Here is a 16,292-nt window from a genome sequence, read left to right as displayed (position 1 = left end):
AAGCCACATAGACTCGCTCGGGCATGACCGACCTGACCGACCTGAGCGTGATCCACGAAGACACCGAGCTGCTGGTCCTCGACAAGCCGGCCGGCCTGCTGTGCGTGCCCGGCCGCGGCGAGGACAAGCAAGACTGCCTGAGCGCACGCGCGCAACTGCGCTGGCCCGATGCACTGGTGGTGCACCGTCTCGACATGGCCACGAGCGGCCTGGTGCTGATGGCGCGCAATCCGGCCATGCAACGCGCATTGGGCGACGCCTTCGCAACGCGGCGCGTGCACAAGCGCTACGACGCCATCGTCGATGGCCTCATGCCGTCATCGGACGCATGGTCGCTGATCGATGCGCCGCTCGGCGCCGACTGGCCGCGCCGGCCGCTGCAGAAGATCGACGCCGAACGCGGCAAGCCCAGCCAGACCCGTTGGCGCGTGAAACGCCTGCTGCCCGAGCGCAACGCCAGCCACCTCTGGCTGGAGCCGCTCACGGGCCGAAGCCACCAGCTGCGGGTCCACTTGCTGTCGATCGGCCACCCGATCCTGGGCGATGCGCTCTACGGCAGCGAGGCCGTTCGGCAACGCGCCGAACGACTGCTGCTGCATGCCAGCGTGCTCGAGTTCGCACATCCCATCGATGGCAGGGTGAATCGCTTCGAAAGCGTGCTGCCTTTTTCCTGAGGATTCCTAAGTGATTCCTGAGTGATCGCTCGCGCCGCGTGTTCTGTGTGCGCTTGCCTCAGCCCTTGACGACCAGCACAGGCACCTTGGCATCCTGCAGCACGCGCTGCGTCACGCTGCCCAGCAGCAGCTTCTCGATGCCCGAGCGGCCATGCGAGCCCATCACGATCAGGTCGGCCGCGATCGCATCGGCGGTGTCGACGATGCCTTCGTGCACCACGTGGCCATCGATCACGCGCTGGTCGCTGTGCAGGCCCTCGGCCGCGAGCGCAGCGACGCCGCGCGCGAGCGCCGCGTTGGCGCTGCTGGTGGCTGCTGCGAGGTATTCGTTCTGGCCCAGCGCGTAGTCCGCGCCGACGCCGATGAAGGGATAGTTGTCCACGACGTGGATCAGGGTGATGCGGCTGCCGAAGGCCAGTGCCAGGCCGCTGGCCTTGCTCACCGCGAGCATCGACGTTTCGGACCCGTCGATCGGAACCAGGATGTGATTGAACATGCCAGACCTCGTTTGTTCACAAGCGGCTCGCACCCGAACCGGGCCTTGAATGTACATCCAAGGTCGAACCGCGGGCTGTAGGACTGCTACGACCTGAAGGGACGCTCAATCACCCTGGAAACTGCCGGATCGGCAGGTGACGACCAGCGTGTCGCGCCAGCCCGGCTGGGTGTCCACCAGCGGCTGGATCGGCGTCGATTCATGGATCACACGCGCATCGTCGGCCAGCAGCAGCGTCCACGGTTCGGTCATCGTGAAGCGCTCGCCACGCCGGCCGGTGGCCTCGAAGACGCGTGTCTCGCCGCCCTTGATGTTGTGGCGCCCCACCAGCACCACCGCCACCAGGTCGACACCATCGCGATGCGCACCCTCGGGCGTGGGCCGGCCGATGCCTTCGGCCGTGTCGATGCGGAACTGGTGCGCCTCGACGAACCAGCGCTGCGTGCCGCGCAGGCCGTCGGCCACGCCGGCCAGTCCCTTGATCAACGCCTGCCATGAAGGCTGCACCAGCGTGCCCGACTCCATCGGCGCGAACCAGCGCTGCATGCCGCCGTGCAGCGCGTTGTATTCGACCGGCTGCCAGTGCGCACGGTGCGGCACCTGCTCGATCTGCGCGTCGTCGACCATGAAGCAGGCATGCCGACGGGTGCGGTAGCGCCCGCCGTCCTTCAGGTACTCGTCGAGCGGCAGGTGGTCCCAGTCGGACTGCAACTGCGCGAGATCCGAGAGCGGAAAACCGAGCCACTCGGCCACGCCCTGCGGGCTCAGCACGGCATAGCCGTCCTGCCGCAGCGCCGGTGCGAGGCGGTCGACCGGCGTGAACGGCGGATCGAAGCTGCCGAAGCTCACTCCGCCACCTTCACGCCCTTCCAGAAGGCGACGCGGTCGCGCACCATCTCGGCTTCGGGCTTGGGGTCGGCGTAGTACCACACGGCATCGGCGTTGAGTTCGCCGTTCACCAGCAGCGAGTAATAGCTCGCCGTGCCCTTCCAGGGGCAGGTGGTCTTGTGGTTGCTGAAGCTCACGTACTCGCGCTTGAGCGAGCTCGCGGGGAAATAGTGGTTGCCTTCGACGAGCACGGTGTCGTCGGTCTCGGCGATCGTCACGCCGTTCCAGGTTGCTTTCATCCAGGTCTCCAGGGCCCGCAGGACGCAGGGTGGAGCTATTGTGCCGCGGGAGACTGCAGCCAGTGCACGCTGAAGAGCCGATCGGGATCCGTCCACACGGCCGCCGGCCTGAGGCCCGCCTTCACCGCGAGCGCCCGCAGGCCGTCGACGGTGAACTTGTGCGAGTTCTCGGTGTGGATGGTCTCGCCTTCCTCGAAGTCGAAGCGCTGGCCGTCCAGCATCACCTGCTGCGCGCGTCGGCTCACCAGGTGCATCTCGATGCGGCGCAGCGGCGAGTTGTAGAAGGCCGCGTGCGTGAAGCCTTCCAGGTCGAAGTCGCTGCCGAGTTCGCGGTTGGCGCGGCGCAGCAGGTTGAGGTTGAACGCGGCCGTCACGCCCTGCGAATCGTTGTACGCGGCATGCAGCAGCGCCGGGTCCTTGACCAGGTCCACGCCCAGCAGCAGGCCACCGCCGCGCAGCAGGCGCTGCGCGAGCTGCAGGAAGGCGAGCGCCTCGTCAGGACTGAAGTTGCCCAGCGTCGAGCCGGGGAAGAATCCGACGCGCTGGCCCATGCCTTCGCCGCGCGCCGGCAGCACCAGCGGCATCGTGTAGTCGGCCACCACTGGCTGCACGGCGAGCTGCGGGTAATCGGCACGCAGGCGCTGCGCTGCCGCTTCCAGGTGCTCGCCAGAGATGTCGATCGGCACGTAGCGCCGCGGCGAGCGAAAGGCGTCGAGCAGCAGCCGCACCTTGGTCAGCGAGCCGGCGCCGAACTCGACCACTTCCGCGTTCGGCCCGATCACCTCGGCGATCTCGCTCGCGTGTTCAGTCAGGATGCGCATCTCGGTGCGCGTCGGGTAGTACTCCGGCAGGTCGCAGATGCGATCGAAGAGCTGCGACCCGGCCGCGTCGTAGAAGAACTTGGGCGAGATGCTGCGCGCGCTGCGGCTCAGGCCCTCGAACATCTCGCGCCCGAAGTCCGACAGGGGCGCGGCCCGCTGGGCGGTGCGAAAAGCATGCAGGCTGAGTGCGGGAATGGCCATCAAAGATCCTTCGCGAGCCGGAGCCCCGTGAACTGCCAGCGTGCAGCCGGCGGAAAGAAGTTGCGGTAGCTGGGCCGGGCATGCCCCGCGGGCGTGGCGACGCTGCCGCCGCGCAGCACCAACTGGCCGACCATGAACTTGCCGTTGTATTCGGCGGCCGCGCCGGCCAGCGGGCGGAAGCCGGGGTACGGGTCATAGGACGAGCGCGTCCACTGCCACACGTGGCCGCTCATCTGCGTGATGCCGGGCGCATCGTGCGCGGCTTCCCACTCGAATTCCGTCGGCAGCCGAGCGCCGGCCCATTCGGCATACGCGGCCGCCTCGTAGAGGCTCAGCTGCGCCACCGGCGCCTCGGGCTCCATCGGCCGCACGCCATGCAGGCCGAAGACCTGCCAGCCCGCCGTCGTGCCCTGATGCACCAGCCGCGGATCATCGGGCGCAAGCCAATAGGCCGGATGGCGCCAGCCCTGCGCCTGCACCGTGGCCCAGCCATCGGACAGCCAGAGTTCCGGCCGCTGGTAGCCGCCGTCGGCGATGAACTGCGCGTACTCGCCGCAGTTGACGAGGCGATCCGCAATGGCATGCGGCGCCAGCAGCACTGCATGACGCGGCGTCTCGTTGTCGAAGGAAAAGCCGTCGCCCACGTGGCCGACCTCGGCCACGCCGCCATGCCGCGGAATCCATTGCGTCGCGCGGGCCACCGTGGCCAGTCGCAGCGCCGGACTCGGTGCCGCACGGTAGGCCGGCAGCAGCGGATTGCACGACAGCGCATGCAGGATGTCGGTGAGCAGCAGTTCCTGGTGCTGCTGTTCGTGGTTCAGCCCCAGTTCGACGACCGCCGCGATGGCAGGCCAGTCAGCCCGTTGCCCGCCTTCCGACAGCAGCGCCAGCACCGATTCGTCCACGTGCCGCCGGTAGGCATGCACCTCGTCGAGCGCAGGCCGCGTCAGCAGGCCGCGGTGCGGTCGCGGATGGCGCGGGCCCAGCGCCTCGTAGTAGGAATTGAACAGGTAGGCGAAGCGAGGGTCGAACACGCGATAGTCCGCGGCATGCGCCTGCAACAGCAGCGTCTCGAAGAACCAGGTGGTGTGCGCCAGGTGCCACTTGGTCGGGCTGGCATCCGGCATCGACTGGATGCACTGGTCCTCCGCCGAGAGCGGCGCCGCCAGCGCCAGGCTGTGCGCGCGCACGGCCTGGAAACGACTGCGCAGATCGTCCGCCGCCGGCAATGCCGGTCGGGTGAGCTTCATGGGATCTCCGTTTTTGGAATGAAAAGGTTTTAGCCCATGGAGGCCGCTGGCCGCCGTAGGACAAGGCCCAAGGCGCCGGCGCGGCCGAACGCGGCACTGTGGCACAAGACGCCGGAGGCTGCACGCCGCCTGCGTATCATCCGCCGCATGACTACGCCCAACGCCCCAAGTCGCCCCCGTGTCGTCATCGTCGGCTGCGGTTTCGGCGGCCTGGAAGCGGCGCGCAAGTTCCAGGGCCAGGCGGTCGACGTGACCATCGTCGACAAGACCAACCACCACCTGTTCCAGCCCCTGCTCTACCAGGTGGCGACCGCCGGCCTGGCGGCGCCGTCGATCTCGGCGCCGGTGCGCCTGCTGTTCCGGCGCCAATCGAACATCACGACACTGCTGGGCGAGGCGACGCGCATCGACCCGGACGCACGCGAAGTGCACCTGGCCGACGGCACCCGCCTGGGCTGGGACCACCTGATCCTGGCCGCCGGCGCCACCCACAGCTACTTCGGCCACGACGACTGGTCGCGCCTGGCGCCCGGCCTCAAGACGCTGGCCGATGCCTTCGAGATCCGCCGCCGGGTGCTCATGAGCTTCGAGGCTGCGGAGGTCGAGGCCGACCCGGTGCGCCAGCGCGCGCTGCTCACCTTCGCCGTGATCGGCGCCGGCCCGACCGGCGTCGAAATGGCCGGCACGCTGGCCGAGATCGCGCGCCACACGCTGAGCGGCGAGTTCCGCCGCATCGACCCGGCCAGCGCCGAGGTGCTGCTGATCGAGGGCGGCCCGCGCGTGCTGCTGGCCATGCCCGAAAGCCTGAGCCAGCGCGCGCTCGAGCAACTGCAGAAGCTCGGCGTGCAGGTGCGGCTGAACGCCCGCGTCACGGCCATCACCCCCACCGGCATCGAAGTCGAATCGCCTTTCAGCGACGGCGGCGCCGGCGTCGGCACCCACCGCATCGACTGCCACTGCGTGATCTGGGCGGCCGGCGTGGCCGCCTCGCCGCTGGGCCGCTTGCTGGCCGAGGCCACCGGCGCCGAATGCGACCGCGCCGGCCGCGTGAAGGTGCTGCCCGACCTCAGCCTGCCGGGCCACCCCGACATCAGCGTGGTGGGCGACCTGGCCGCCGCCATGAGCCACCGGCCCGGCAAGGAGCCCAAGCCCGTGCCCGGCGTCTCGCCCGGCGCCAAGCAGGCCGGCCGCGCCGCGGCCGCCAACATCCTGCGCCGCATCGCCGGCAAGGAAACCCTGCCCTTCCGCTACCGCGACTACGGCAACCTCGCGACCATCGGCCGCAACTCCGCCGTGGTCGACCTCGGCACGCCCTTCGGCGCGCTGCGCTTTTCGGGCCGCATGGCCTGGCTGTTCTGGCTGTTCGCGCACGCTTACTTCCTGATCGGCTTCCGCAATCGCATCGTGGTGCTGATGGACTGGGCCAGCGCCTACTGGAGCTTCCAGCGGCATGCGCGCGTGGTGGCCGAGGTGCGCGGGCGCGGCGAATCCTGAGGCCGACTCCGAAGCGTCACACGACGCGCGCATGATCCAGCCCTTTGCCCCGATGAAGATACGCCCCTTCGCGCTCGCCGACGAATCCACGGTCATCGTGCTCTGGCAGGCCTGCGGCCTCACCCGTCCCTGGAACGACCCGCACCGGGACATCCAGCGCAAGCTGAGCGAGCAGCCCGAGCTCTTTCTGGTCGCGGTCGAAGGCGACACGCTGGTCGGCTCGGCCATGGTCGGCTTCGACGGCCACCGCGGCTGGGTCTACTACCTGGCCGTGTCGCCGGAGCATCGGCGCCTTTCGATCGGCCGCGCGCTGATGCAGGAAGCCGAACGGCTTTTGATGGAGCGCGGCTGCCCCAAGATCAACCTGCTGGTGCGCTCCACCAACGCCGAAGTGCTGGCCTTCTACGACCGGCTCGGCTACACGCGCGACGACGTGGTCAGCCTGGGCAGGCGCCTGATTCCCGACAACTGAGTGCGTCCCGCACCCGGAAATCGGGCATCGGGTTCGAAGGCCGCAGGCGCAGAATGAGCGCTCGATCACGCATCGCGGAGTGCCACATGACGCGTCATCTCTGCTTCGGCCTGGCCTTGCTGCTCCTGCTGTTCCTGTTGCCCGACACCGTCTTCGCGCAATCCGAGGAGCCTTGTCGAACCCGTACCACGGTCGAGATCAACCAGTGCGCACAGCAGACGCTCGCGCGCCGCGACCGCGAACTCAACGACGCCTACCAGAGCCTCCTGAAGTCGCTCTCGCCCCACGGCAAGGAAGACGCGGTCGACTACGCCGGCACCCGACGCCTGCTGCAACAGGCGCAGCGGGCGTGGATGCAGTTTCGCGACAGCGACTGCCGGGCCAAGTACCTGCGCAGCGCGGGCGGCTCGGTGCGCGACATCGCCGCCCTGGGCTGCCAGATCGCGCACACCGAGCTGCGAACGCGGCAGCTCAGGGAATGGAACCGCGCTTGAGCCGGTGACGCGGTGAGCGCCCGTGCCTCAGGCCTGCTTGCCGTTCTCCGCCTCCTGCAGCAACCGCCACATCACCTTGCCACTTCCGCTCTTCGGCAGCGCATCGGCGAACTCGACGGCGCGGGGGATCTTGTAGACCGCCATGGTTTCGCGGCACCAGTCGATGATTTCCTGCGCGGTGGTGTTCTTGTGCGTGGCGCGCAGCACCACCACCGCCTTGACCGATTCGCCGCGGTAGGCGTCCTGCGTGGAGATGACGCAGGCCTCCTGGATGGCCGGGTGGCGGAACATCAGCAGCTCGACCTCGGCCGGCCAGACCTTGAAGCCGCTGGCGTTGATCATGCGCTTGAGGCGGTCGGTCATGAAGAAGTAGCCGTCCTCGTCCACGCGGCCCATGTCGCCCGAGCGGAAGAAGCGCTTGCCGTCGATCTCGACGAAGGCGGCGGCGGTCGCGTCCGGTCGCTTCCAGTAGCCCTGAAACACCTCGGGGCCATGCGTGACGATTTCGCCCGATTCGCCCACCGGCAGCTCCTGGAGCGTGTCGGGGTCGACCACGCGTGCATCGGTGCTCATGTACGGAATGCCGAGGCATTGCTGCTTGGGATGATCGAAGGGGTTGGCATGCGAGGGCGCGGCGGTTTCGGTGAGGCCGTAGCCCTCGACGTAGCGCAACCCGTATTGCTCGAAGAGCCGCTGCGCCACCGCCTGCGGCATGGCGGCCCCGCCGCCGCCGATGTGGCACAGGCTGCTCAGGTCGAAGCTCGCGAAGTTCGGGCTGCTCATCAGGTCGATGACCATCGTGGGGATGTTGGTCCAGCTCGTGACCTTGCGGCGCGAGATCAGGCGGCCCGCCACTTCGCGGTCCCAGCGGGGCATCACCACGAGCGTGCCGCTGCTCATGATGGTGGTGTGCAGTACGCTCACCACGCCGGTGATGTGGAACATCGGCACCACTGCCAGCACCACCGTCTCGCTGGACGACTGGCCCCAGAGCACGCTGGCATAGGCGTTGTGCATCAGGCTGGAATGGTGGTGGATGCAACCCTTGGGCAGGCCCGTGGTGCCGCTGGTGTAGGGCAGCAGCGCCATGTCGTTGGCACCCACCACGTGTTCCGACGCGGCATGTCCGGCCGCCAGCGCATCGGTCCAGGCCGTCACCTCGCCCCCGGCCAACGCGGGCAGCGGGTGGCGCGTGAGCAGCCAGTCGCGCCAGGCCGGCGGCGGTGATTCGTCGCCCTGCACTCCGGCATCGAAGGCGTCGGTGAATTGCGTGACGATCAGGCGCGACAGCCGATCGCCGGCCGGCAGCGCATCGCTGGCTTTCACGAGTTCTGGCGCCAGGTCGCCGGTGGTGATGGCCACCTTCGCATCGGAATCGGTGATGTAGTGCTTGAGCTCCTCGGCCCGGTTCATGGGGTTGACCGGCACCACGACCGCGTTGGCCCGCAGGATCGCGAAATGCGCGATGACCAGTTGGGGGCAGTTCTGCATGTCGAGCAGCACGCGGTCGCCGCGCTGCACGCCCAGCGTCTGCAGGGTGCCCGCCAGGCGCTCGGCCTGGTCGGCCAGGTCGCGGTACGAGGTCTCGCGGCCGAAGAAGACCAGGGCGGCCTTGTCGGGGAAGCGCGCGGCCGAGGTGGCGAGGTTGTGCCACAGCGAGGTGGCGGGAACGGTGATCGAGCGGGGCAGGCGCGGCGGCCAGAACTTGAAGTGCGGGCGATCCATGTAGTCTCCGTGAAGCCGCCGCAAGCCTACGCCGTGCTCCGCACGGTCCGCATCGGGGAAGCCCCGAGCGCGTCACATGGGCGACTTCGAGGGCCCGGAGCATCGAAGCCCCTGCGGCGCGCGCCGGCCGACAGACAGCCGGCCCGTTCTGCCTTACAACGGCGATCCCCTGTTCAACCACCACCGAGGAGTTTCCATGGCAGCAGACAAGCGCGCGAGTGTTCATTGGGAAGGCGCCGGCAAGACCGGCAAGGGCCAGATCAGCACCGAGACCGGTGCGCTCAAGGACTACCCCTACGGCTTCAAGAGCCGCTTCGAGGACGACCGCACCGGCACCAATCCGGAAGAGATCCTGGGCGCCGCGCACGCCGGCTGCCTGACGATGGCGCTGGCCTTCGCGCTCGAAGGCGCAGGCTTCACCGCGACGAGCATCGACACCCAGGCCGCCGTACGGCTGGCCAAGGACGGCCCGGGCTTCAAGATCGACCGCATCCAACTCGAACTCGAAGCCGTGATCCCCGGCATCGACGAGGCCAAGTTCCAGGAACTCGCGGCTGGCGCCAAGGCCGGCTGCCCGCTGTCGAAGGCGCTGGCCAGCGTGCCCGAGATCACGCTGAAGGCGACGCTCAAGAGCTGAGGCGCCCGGCCCAGGGCCGCTGTTTATGATCGCCCGCACAACACCGAGACGAATATGAACAGCATCAAGAAAATGGTGGTGGCGGCCTGCTGCCTGGCAGCGTCTGCCGCCGCCCTGGCCGCCTTTCCCGACAAGCCGATCAAGGTCGTGATCGGCTTCCCGGCCGGCGGGCCGCTCGACCAGCACGCGCGGCTGCTCACCGACAAGCTGCAAGGCGTGCTCGGCCAGCCGATCGTGATCGACTACAAGCCCGGCGCCGGCGGCTCCGTCGGCGCCGATGCGGTGGCCAAGAGCCCGGCCGACGGCTACACGTTGATGCTGGCGAACACCGGCGTGGCCGTGATCAACGGCGCGCTGTACAGCAAGCTCCCCTACAACACGCTGAAGGACTTCACCCCCATCGCGCGCACCGCGATGCAGCCGCTGGCGCTGCTGGTCACGCCCAAGCTCCCGGTGAACGACCTGCAGGAGTTCGTGCGCTACGCCAAGGCGCGGCCGGGCCAGGTCAACTACGGCTCGGCCGGCAACGGCGGCATCAGCCACCTGGTGCCGGAGATGTTCAAGACCGCCACCGGCCTCTTCATGGTGCACATCCCCTACCGCGGCAGCGCACCGGCCTTCACCGACCTGATGGGCGGCCAGGTGCAGTTCATGGCCGAGTCGATTCCGCAGGCGGCCAACTACCACAAGCAGGGCAAGGTGCGCGCGCTGGCCGTCACCAGTGCGCAGCGCAACCCGGCGCTGCCCGACATCCCGACCGTCATCGAGACCGGCATCAAGGGCTTCGAGGTGGTGGGCTTCTACGGCTTCCTGGCGCCGGCCGGCACACCCAAGGACGTGGTGGCCAGGCTCTCCGATGCGTTCAAGCAGGTGCTGGGCAGTGCGGAGGTGCGCGAGCGCATGATCAGCCAGGGGGCCGACCCGGCCTTCCTGGGCAGCGAAGAGTTCGGCCGATTCCTCGCCACCGAAACGCCGCGTTGGGAGAAGGCCGTGAAGGCCTCGGGCGCCAGAATGGATTGATCCTGCGCCGCCGGCGCGCCGTGTTGGTGCGCCGGTTCGTCCGCCGGCGCGCATGGGCGGGCACAAAAGCTGCTGAGACACGGGACCATGTCCATCACAGGTCCTGCCATGAAAGCATCCAGGCGCCATGTCGCGCTCACGCTCGCCCTCGCTTCGGTCACCCTGCTCGCCGCAGGTGGCGCGCAAGCACAGAGCGCCCTCGAGAACATCCAGAAGTCGAAGACCCTCAAGGTCGCGATCCCCACCGACTACCCGCCCTACGGCTACGTCGGCCCCGACATGGCGCCGCAGGGCCTGGACGTGGAAATGGCGAAGCTGATCGCCGCCAAGCTCGGCGCCAAGGTCGAGTTGGTGCCGGTGACCAGCGCCAACCGCATCCCCTACCTGCAGACGAAGAAGGCCGACCTCGTGATCTCCACGCTGGGCAAGAACGCCGAGCGCGAGAAGGTGATCGACTTCAGCTCGGCCTACGCGCCCTTCTTCCAGGCCGTTTATGCCTCGAAGAGCCTGAACATCAAGAGCTTTGCCGACCTGGGCGGCAAGAGCGTGGCCGTGACGCGCGGCGCCATGGAAGACCAGGAACTGGCCAAGGTCGCGCCCGCCAGCCTGGACTACAAGCGCTTCGAGGACAACAACGCGACCATCGCCGCCTTCGTCGCGGGCCAGACGCAGACACTGGCCACCAGCGCCGCCGTGGCCGGCAACATGATGCAGAAGAACCCGCAGCTGGGCGCCGAATACAAGCTGCTGCTGAAAGACAGCCCTTGCTTCATCGGCATCGCCAAGGGCGAAGATGCGTTGAAGGCCAAGGTGAACGAGATCATCGCGGCGGCCAAGAAGGACGGCACGCTCGACGCGATGTCGAAGAAGTTCCTCGGCAAAGAGGCCGGCGACTTGCCCCTCTGATCGAAGCACCGCCTGCCATCGCATCGTCTCGAGCATGGAGTTCGACTTCGGCGCCGTCCTCGGCCAGTGGCCCCTGCTGGTCAAGGGCATCCTGTGGACCCTGGGCCTCACGCTCGTCGCCACGCTGATCGGCATGGTGGTCGGCGTGCTGTGCGCCTGGGCGCGGGCCAACGGGCCGGCCTGGCTGCGCTGGACCGTGGGCGCCTACGTGGAGCTGATCCGCAACACACCCTTCATCGTGCAGTTGTTCTTCATCTTCTTCGGGCTGCCGGCCGCGGGCTTCAAGCTCTCGCCCGAAGTCGCCTCGGTCATCGCGATGGTGATGAATCTCGGCGCCTACGCCACTGAGATCATCCGCGCGGGCATCGAGGCCACGCCCAAGGGCCAGATCGAAGCGGCGGTGAGCCTGGCGCTCAACCGCGTGCAGGTGTTCACGCGCGTGGTGCTGCCGCCGGCGATGAAGAAGGTGTGGCCCGCGATGGTGAGCCAGATCATCATCGTCATGCTGGGTTCGGCCGTGTGCAGCCAGATCTCGACCGAAGAACTGAGCTACGCGGCCAACCTGATCCAGAGCCGCAACTTCCGCGCCTTCGAGGCCTTCATCATCGCGACCGTCATCTACCTGGCGCTTTCGGTGGCTGCGCGGCGGCTGCTCAACTGGGCCGGGCCGAAGTTCTTCTTCGGCAAGTAGATCGAGGCGCCCTCATGGTCGAGTTCTCTCTCTGGGACATCCTGCGCAACCTTCTGCTGGCGCTGCGCTGGACCGTCGTGCTGTCGTTGATCGCCTTCGTCGGCGGCGGGCTCGTCGGCGGGCTTCTGCTCTTCCTGCGCCTGTCGGGCGGCGAGGTAGCTGAACGGCTCATCGGGCTCTACGTGCAGCTGTTCCAGGGCACGCCGCTGCTGATGCAGCTGTTCCTGGCCTACTTCGGCATCGCGCTGTTCGGCATCGAGGTCTCGGCATGGACCGCGGCCTCGTTGGCGTTGACGCTCTACACCAGCGCCTTCCTCACCGAGATCTGGCGCGGCTGCGTGGCCTCCATCCCCAAGGGCCAGTGGGAGGCCTCGGGCAGCCTCGCCCTGAACTTCGGCGAGCAGATGCGCCACGTGATCCTGCCCCAGGCGCTGCGCATCGCGGTGGCGCCGACGGTGGGCTTCCTGGTGCAGGTCATCAAGGGCACCGCGCTGGCGTCCGTCATCGGCTTCATCGAGCTGACCAAGGCCGGCAGCATGATCTCGAACGCCACCTTCAAACCCTTCGTGGTCTTCAGCTGCGTGGCCCTGCTCTATTTCGCGCTGTGCTTCCCCGTGAGCCTGTACGCCAAGACCCTCGAAAGGAAAATGCATGGCGCTCGTCGTTGAAGCCCCGGCCCCACGCCCCGCGCGCGTCTCGGAAGCCGCCGCGCCCATCGTGCGCATCACGGCGCTGCGCAAGTCCTACGGCACGAACGAAGTGCTCAAGGGCATCGACCTGGACGTACGGCGCGGCGAGGTGATCGCCATCATCGGCAAGAGCGGCTCGGGCAAGAGCACGCTGCTTCGCTGCATCAACGGGCTGGAGGTGTTCCAGGAAGGCTCGCTCACGGTCGACGGCAAGCCGCTGCTGCACGAGAGCGCCATGGCCATGCGCGAGCTGCGGCAGCACGTGGGCATGATCTTCCAGAGCTTCAACCTGTTCCCGCACCTGACGGTGGGCAAGAACGTGATGCTGGCGCCCACGCTGGTCAAGAAGCGCAGCGGTCTCGAAGCCGCCTCCCAGGCGCGCAAGCTGCTCGAGCGCGTGGGGCTGGAGCAGAAGTTCGACGCCATGCCCGACCAGCTGTCGGGCGGCCAGCAGCAGCGCGTGGCCATCGCCCGCGCGCTGGCCATGGAGCCGGCGGTGCTGCTGTGCGACGAGATCACCTCGGCGCTCGACCCCGAACTGGTCGGCGAGGTGCTGCGCGTGGTCGAATCGCTGGCCGAGGAAGGCATGACGCTCCTGATGGTGACGCACGAGATGAGCTTCGCGCGCAAGGTCAGCGACCGGGTGATCTTCATGCACCAGGGGCGCGTGCACGAGATGGGGCCGCCGGACCAGCTGTTCGGCAGCCCGCAGACGCCCGAGCTGAAACAGTTTCTTTCGTCGCTGCACGACTGAAGCGCCCCAAAAGAGGAACCCCGCGGGCTGTGGCAAGCTCGCAGCGGTATGCGACACCGCTTTTCTTCGCCACTCCCTCGCCGGCTCGTGCTGCGCAGCCTGCTGGGCGCGGCCGCGTCCACGCCCCTGGCCGCCCTGGCCGGCTTCAATTTCTTCACCAGCGAATACACCGCCAGCCGCGAAGAGCTGCAGGCCCAGATCGCCAAGCGCTTCCCGGTGCAGCAGCGCTATGCCGAACTCTTCACCGTGGGGCTGCGCGACCCGCAACTGGGCCTGGACGCCGCAAACAACCGTGCCGCCATCACGGCCGTGCTCAGCATCGCGAGCCCGCTGCTGCAGCCCGGCACCGTCGAGGGCGTGGTCGCCGTCAGCAGCGCGCTGCGGTACGACGCGCCGGCGCGTGCGTTGCGCCTCGACCAGCCGCGTGCCGAACGGCTGGAACTGCAGGGCGTGACGGGCCGCGATGCCGAGCGCCTGCAGCGCATCGGCGCGACGATCGCGCAGGAACTGCTGCGCGACCAGCCGCTGCGCACCTTTACCGCCGAAGAGCTGACGGTCGGGCGCAAGACCTACGAGATCGGTGACATCACGGTGCAACAAGGCGGCATCAAGGTCGAGCTGAAATGAAAAGCATGCCCAGATTCGCGCCCTTCGCGCCCTTCACGACCGTCACCGCCATTTGCGCGCTCGCCGCCACGCTCCTGGTCGCCGCCTGCTCGGCGGTCGCACCGGCTTCACCCAAAGGCTTCGACCTGCAGGCCCACCGCGGCGGCCGCGCGCTCGCACCCGAGAACACGCTGGCCGCCTTCGACCACGCGATGGACATGGGCGTGACCACGCTCGAACTCGACATCGGCCTCACCGCCGACGGCGTGGTGGTGATCTCGCACGACACCGTGCTGAACCCCGACCACACGCGCGATGCGTCGGGCGGATTCCTTCGCGCCAAAGGGCCGGCGATTCGCACGCTGACGCTCGCGGAGCTGCAGCGCTACGACGTCGGCCGCATCGACCCCGCCACCAGCTACGGCCGGCAGTTCGCGCGGCAGCAGGCGCGCGACGGCGAGCGCATTCCCACGCTGGCGGCGCTCTTCGACCGTGTTCGAGCGCGCGGCGCGACGCAGGTGCGCTTCAACATCGAGACCAAGCTGGACCCGGCCCTGCCCGGTGAAACCGCGTCGCCCGAAATCATGGTGCGGGCGTTGCTCGCCGAGATCGACAAATCCGGCATGGCCGATCGCGTGACGGTGCAGAGCTTCGACTGGCGCACCCTCGCGCTGGTCGGCCAGTGGGCACCGCAGCTTCAGCGCGCCTACCTGACGAGCAGCCGCACGCTGAAAGACCCGCGGTGGACCGCCGGCCTGCGCCTGGAAGACTTCGGCTCCGCACCCCAGCTGGTTCGCGCCGCAGCGGGCCCGACTCGACGGCCGGTGATCTGGTCGCCGGCGTTCAACGACCTCACGGCGGCGCAGGTCCGCGAAGCGCAGACGCTAGGCCTGCCCGTCCTCCCCTGGACCGTGAACCAGCGCGCCGACATGGCCCGGCTGATGGACTGGAAGGTGGACGGCATCATCACCGACGACCCCGTGCTGCTGCGCGAGCTGATGCGCGAGCGCGGCATGGCGCTGCCTGCCGGCCGCTGATCCGGCGCGCTGCGCAGGCGCACATGCGCGCCGGGCCTGAGCTGCAGCCGCAGCGACGGCCGCACGCGGTTTCATAATCGCCGGCAATGTCCCGACAAAGCCCCACTTCCGCCGCCCCGCACGCGGGCGCCATCACCGACGTCGCCGGCATCGAGGTCGGCCATTTCAGCGACCCGCGCCGGCCCACCGGCTGCACCGTGATCCTGGCGCGCGAAGGCGCGGTGGCGGGCGTGGACGTGCGCGGCGCCGCACCCGGCACGCGCGAGACCGACCTGCTCGCGCCGGGCAACCTCGTGCAGCAGGTCCACGCCGTGATGCTGGCCGGCGGCAGTGCGTGGGGCCTGGCCGCCGCCGAGGGCGCGATGCGCTGGCTCGAGGAACGCGACGTCGGCCTCGACGTGCGCTTCGGCACCTTGCCGATCGTGCCGGCAGCGGTGCTCTTCGACCTGCCGCTGGGCGACGCGCGCATCCGGCCCGATGCGGCTGCAGGCTATGCGGCATGCGACGCCGCATCGGCGGCTGCGCCACAAGAAGGCAACGTCGGTGCCGGCAGCGGTGCGCTGGTCGGCAAGCTGTTCGGCCTGCATCGCGCGATGAAGGGCGGCATCGGCACCGCATCGGTGACGGTCAAGGGCGTGACGGTCGGCGCGCTGATCGCCTGCAACGCGCTTGGCGATGTGATCGACCCCGACACCGGCCGCGTCGTCGCCGGGGCGCGCACCGAAGACGGCCTCGCGCTGCTCGACACCCGGCGCGCGCTGCTGCGCGGCGACCTGCCGCTGCCGCTGCTCGCCGGCACCAACACCACCATCGGCGTGATCGCGACCGATGCGCGGCTCACCAAGGTACAGGCCAACCGGCTTGCCGTCGTGGCGCATGACGGACTGGCTCGCGCCATCAACCCGGTCCACACGATGAGCGATGGCGACACGCTGTTCGCCTTGGCCACGGGCCGCGTGCCGTTGGAAGGCGACGCACCGGGCATGACGGTGCTGAGCACCATGGCCGCCGAAGTGGTGGCACGTGCGACGCTGCGTGCGGTGCTCGCCGCACGCACGGTGGACGTGGGCGAAAGCCGGTATCCGGACTCGACCACCCTGCGTCACGACACTCGAGACTGAAGAAGAACGCCCAGCCGGAAGATTTTGGAACCTTCCGCGCAGACGCTGCGACTAAGCCCGCAGTCAGCATCGCTGCG

Annotated in this window: 19 protein-coding genes; 13 read left to right on the top strand and 6 right to left on the bottom strand. The window is 68.6% G+C overall.

The window, feature by feature from the left end:
- Positions 1-23 precede the first annotated feature (23 nt).
- Complete coding sequence (locus tag B0W80_RS01935; RefSeq protein WP_076997401.1) at positions 24-674, top strand: RluA family pseudouridine synthase; 651 nt, start codon at positions 24-26, stop codon at positions 672-674.
- 58 nt (positions 675-732) lie between these two features.
- Here B0W80_RS01935 and B0W80_RS01930 read toward each other — a convergent pair whose 3' ends face one another.
- From B0W80_RS01930 to egtB, 5 genes are all read right to left on the bottom strand, one after another.
- The gene (locus B0W80_RS01930; RefSeq protein ID WP_076997400.1) at positions 733-1,170 is read right to left on the bottom strand and encodes a universal stress protein; all 438 of its coding nucleotides are present in this window, start codon (positions 1,168-1,170) and stop codon (positions 733-735) included.
- A 105-nt stretch (positions 1,171-1,275) separates the two neighbouring features.
- Positions 1,276-2,019 carry a 2OG-Fe dioxygenase family protein gene (locus B0W80_RS01925; RefSeq protein ID WP_076997399.1) on the bottom strand — a complete coding sequence of 248 codons (744 nt, stop codon included), beginning with the start codon at positions 2,017-2,019 and terminating at the stop codon, positions 1,276-1,278.
- Positions 2,016-2,297, bottom strand: coding sequence for a DUF427 domain-containing protein (locus tag B0W80_RS01920; protein ID WP_076997398.1), 282 nt, complete (start codon positions 2,295-2,297; stop codon positions 2,016-2,018). The genes B0W80_RS01925 and B0W80_RS01920 overlap by 4 nt, the downstream gene beginning before the upstream one ends.
- 35 nt (positions 2,298-2,332) lie before the next feature.
- A complete protein-coding gene (gene egtD, locus B0W80_RS01915; protein WP_076997397.1) occupies positions 2,333-3,319 on the bottom strand; it encodes an L-histidine N(alpha)-methyltransferase in 987 nt (328 codons plus the stop codon).
- Positions 3,319-4,569, bottom strand: a complete 1,251-nt coding sequence (gene egtB, locus B0W80_RS01910) for an ergothioneine biosynthesis protein EgtB (protein ID WP_076997396.1) — start codon at positions 4,567-4,569, stop codon at positions 3,319-3,321. Before egtB ends, egtD begins: the two co-directional genes overlap by 1 nt.
- 147 nt (positions 4,570-4,716) lie before the next feature.
- Here egtB and B0W80_RS01905 point away from each other — a divergent pair, with 147 nt between their 5' ends.
- The 3 genes from B0W80_RS01905 to B0W80_RS01895 all read left to right on the top strand — a co-directional run bounded on the left by B0W80_RS01905 (position 4,717) and on the right by B0W80_RS01895 (position 7,029).
- Complete coding sequence (locus tag B0W80_RS01905) at positions 4,717-6,063, top strand: NAD(P)/FAD-dependent oxidoreductase (RefSeq protein ID WP_076997395.1); 1,347 nt, start codon at positions 4,717-4,719, stop codon at positions 6,061-6,063.
- Positions 6,064-6,115: 52 nt separating this feature from the next.
- Positions 6,116-6,535 carry a GNAT family acetyltransferase gene (locus B0W80_RS01900; RefSeq protein WP_076997437.1) on the top strand — a complete coding sequence of 140 codons (420 nt, stop codon included), beginning with the start codon at positions 6,116-6,118 and terminating at the stop codon, positions 6,533-6,535.
- 86 nt (positions 6,536-6,621) lie between these two features.
- Positions 6,622-7,029, top strand: coding sequence for a lysozyme inhibitor LprI family protein (locus tag B0W80_RS01895; RefSeq protein ID WP_076997394.1), 408 nt, complete (start codon positions 6,622-6,624; stop codon positions 7,027-7,029).
- A gap of 27 nt (positions 7,030-7,056) precedes the next feature.
- On the opposite strand, the gene B0W80_RS01890 is transcribed toward B0W80_RS01895, so the two are convergent.
- Positions 7,057-8,754: a long-chain fatty acid--CoA ligase gene (locus B0W80_RS01890; protein ID WP_076997393.1), complete on the bottom strand. Its 1,698-nt coding sequence runs from the start codon at positions 8,752-8,754 to the stop codon at positions 7,057-7,059.
- Between the two features lie 196 nt (positions 8,755-8,950).
- Here B0W80_RS01890 and B0W80_RS01885 point away from each other — a divergent pair, with 196 nt between their 5' ends.
- The 9 genes from B0W80_RS01885 (at position 8,951) to B0W80_RS01845 (ending at position 16,215) form a co-directional block, all read left to right on the top strand.
- The gene (locus B0W80_RS01885; RefSeq protein WP_076997392.1) at positions 8,951-9,391 is read left to right on the top strand and encodes an OsmC family protein; all 441 of its coding nucleotides are present in this window, start codon (positions 8,951-8,953) and stop codon (positions 9,389-9,391) included.
- Between the two features lie 54 nt (positions 9,392-9,445).
- Entirely contained in the window at positions 9,446-10,411 is a 966-nt protein-coding gene (locus B0W80_RS01880; RefSeq protein WP_076997391.1) for a tripartite tricarboxylate transporter substrate binding protein, read from the top strand.
- 108 nt (positions 10,412-10,519) lie between these two features.
- The gene (locus B0W80_RS01875; protein WP_076997390.1) at positions 10,520-11,317 is read left to right on the top strand and encodes a transporter substrate-binding domain-containing protein; all 798 of its coding nucleotides are present in this window, start codon (positions 10,520-10,522) and stop codon (positions 11,315-11,317) included.
- A gap of 34 nt (positions 11,318-11,351) precedes the next feature.
- Complete coding sequence (locus B0W80_RS01870) at positions 11,352-12,008, top strand: amino acid ABC transporter permease (RefSeq protein WP_076997389.1); 657 nt, start codon at positions 11,352-11,354, stop codon at positions 12,006-12,008.
- Positions 12,009-12,022: 14 nt separating this feature from the next.
- The gene (locus tag B0W80_RS01865; protein WP_076997388.1) at positions 12,023-12,676 is read left to right on the top strand and encodes an amino acid ABC transporter permease; all 654 of its coding nucleotides are present in this window, start codon (positions 12,023-12,025) and stop codon (positions 12,674-12,676) included.
- Positions 12,660-13,451, top strand: a complete 792-nt coding sequence (locus tag B0W80_RS01860; RefSeq protein WP_076997387.1) for an amino acid ABC transporter ATP-binding protein — start codon at positions 12,660-12,662, stop codon at positions 13,449-13,451. Before B0W80_RS01865 ends, B0W80_RS01860 begins: the two co-directional genes overlap by 17 nt.
- Positions 13,452-13,538: 87 nt before the next feature.
- Positions 13,539-14,078 carry a DUF1439 domain-containing protein gene (locus B0W80_RS01855; protein WP_256856443.1) on the top strand — a complete coding sequence of 180 codons (540 nt, stop codon included), beginning with the start codon at positions 13,539-13,541 and terminating at the stop codon, positions 14,076-14,078.
- A 5-nt stretch (positions 14,079-14,083) separates the two neighbouring features.
- Complete coding sequence (locus B0W80_RS01850; protein ID WP_076997436.1) at positions 14,084-15,094, top strand: glycerophosphodiester phosphodiesterase; 1,011 nt, start codon at positions 14,084-14,086, stop codon at positions 15,092-15,094.
- Positions 15,095-15,180: 86 nt separating this feature from the next.
- The gene (locus B0W80_RS01845; RefSeq protein WP_076997385.1) at positions 15,181-16,215 is read left to right on the top strand and encodes a P1 family peptidase; all 1,035 of its coding nucleotides are present in this window, start codon (positions 15,181-15,183) and stop codon (positions 16,213-16,215) included.
- Positions 16,216-16,292 lie beyond the last annotated feature (77 nt).

The sequence above is a fragment of the Variovorax sp. KK3 genome (genome assembly GCF_001984055.1).
Lineage (GTDB): Bacteria > Pseudomonadota > Gammaproteobacteria > Burkholderiales > Burkholderiaceae_C > Variovorax.
The sequence above is the reverse complement of the archived record's forward strand: the minus strand, read 5'-3'. Positions and strand labels throughout refer to the sequence as shown.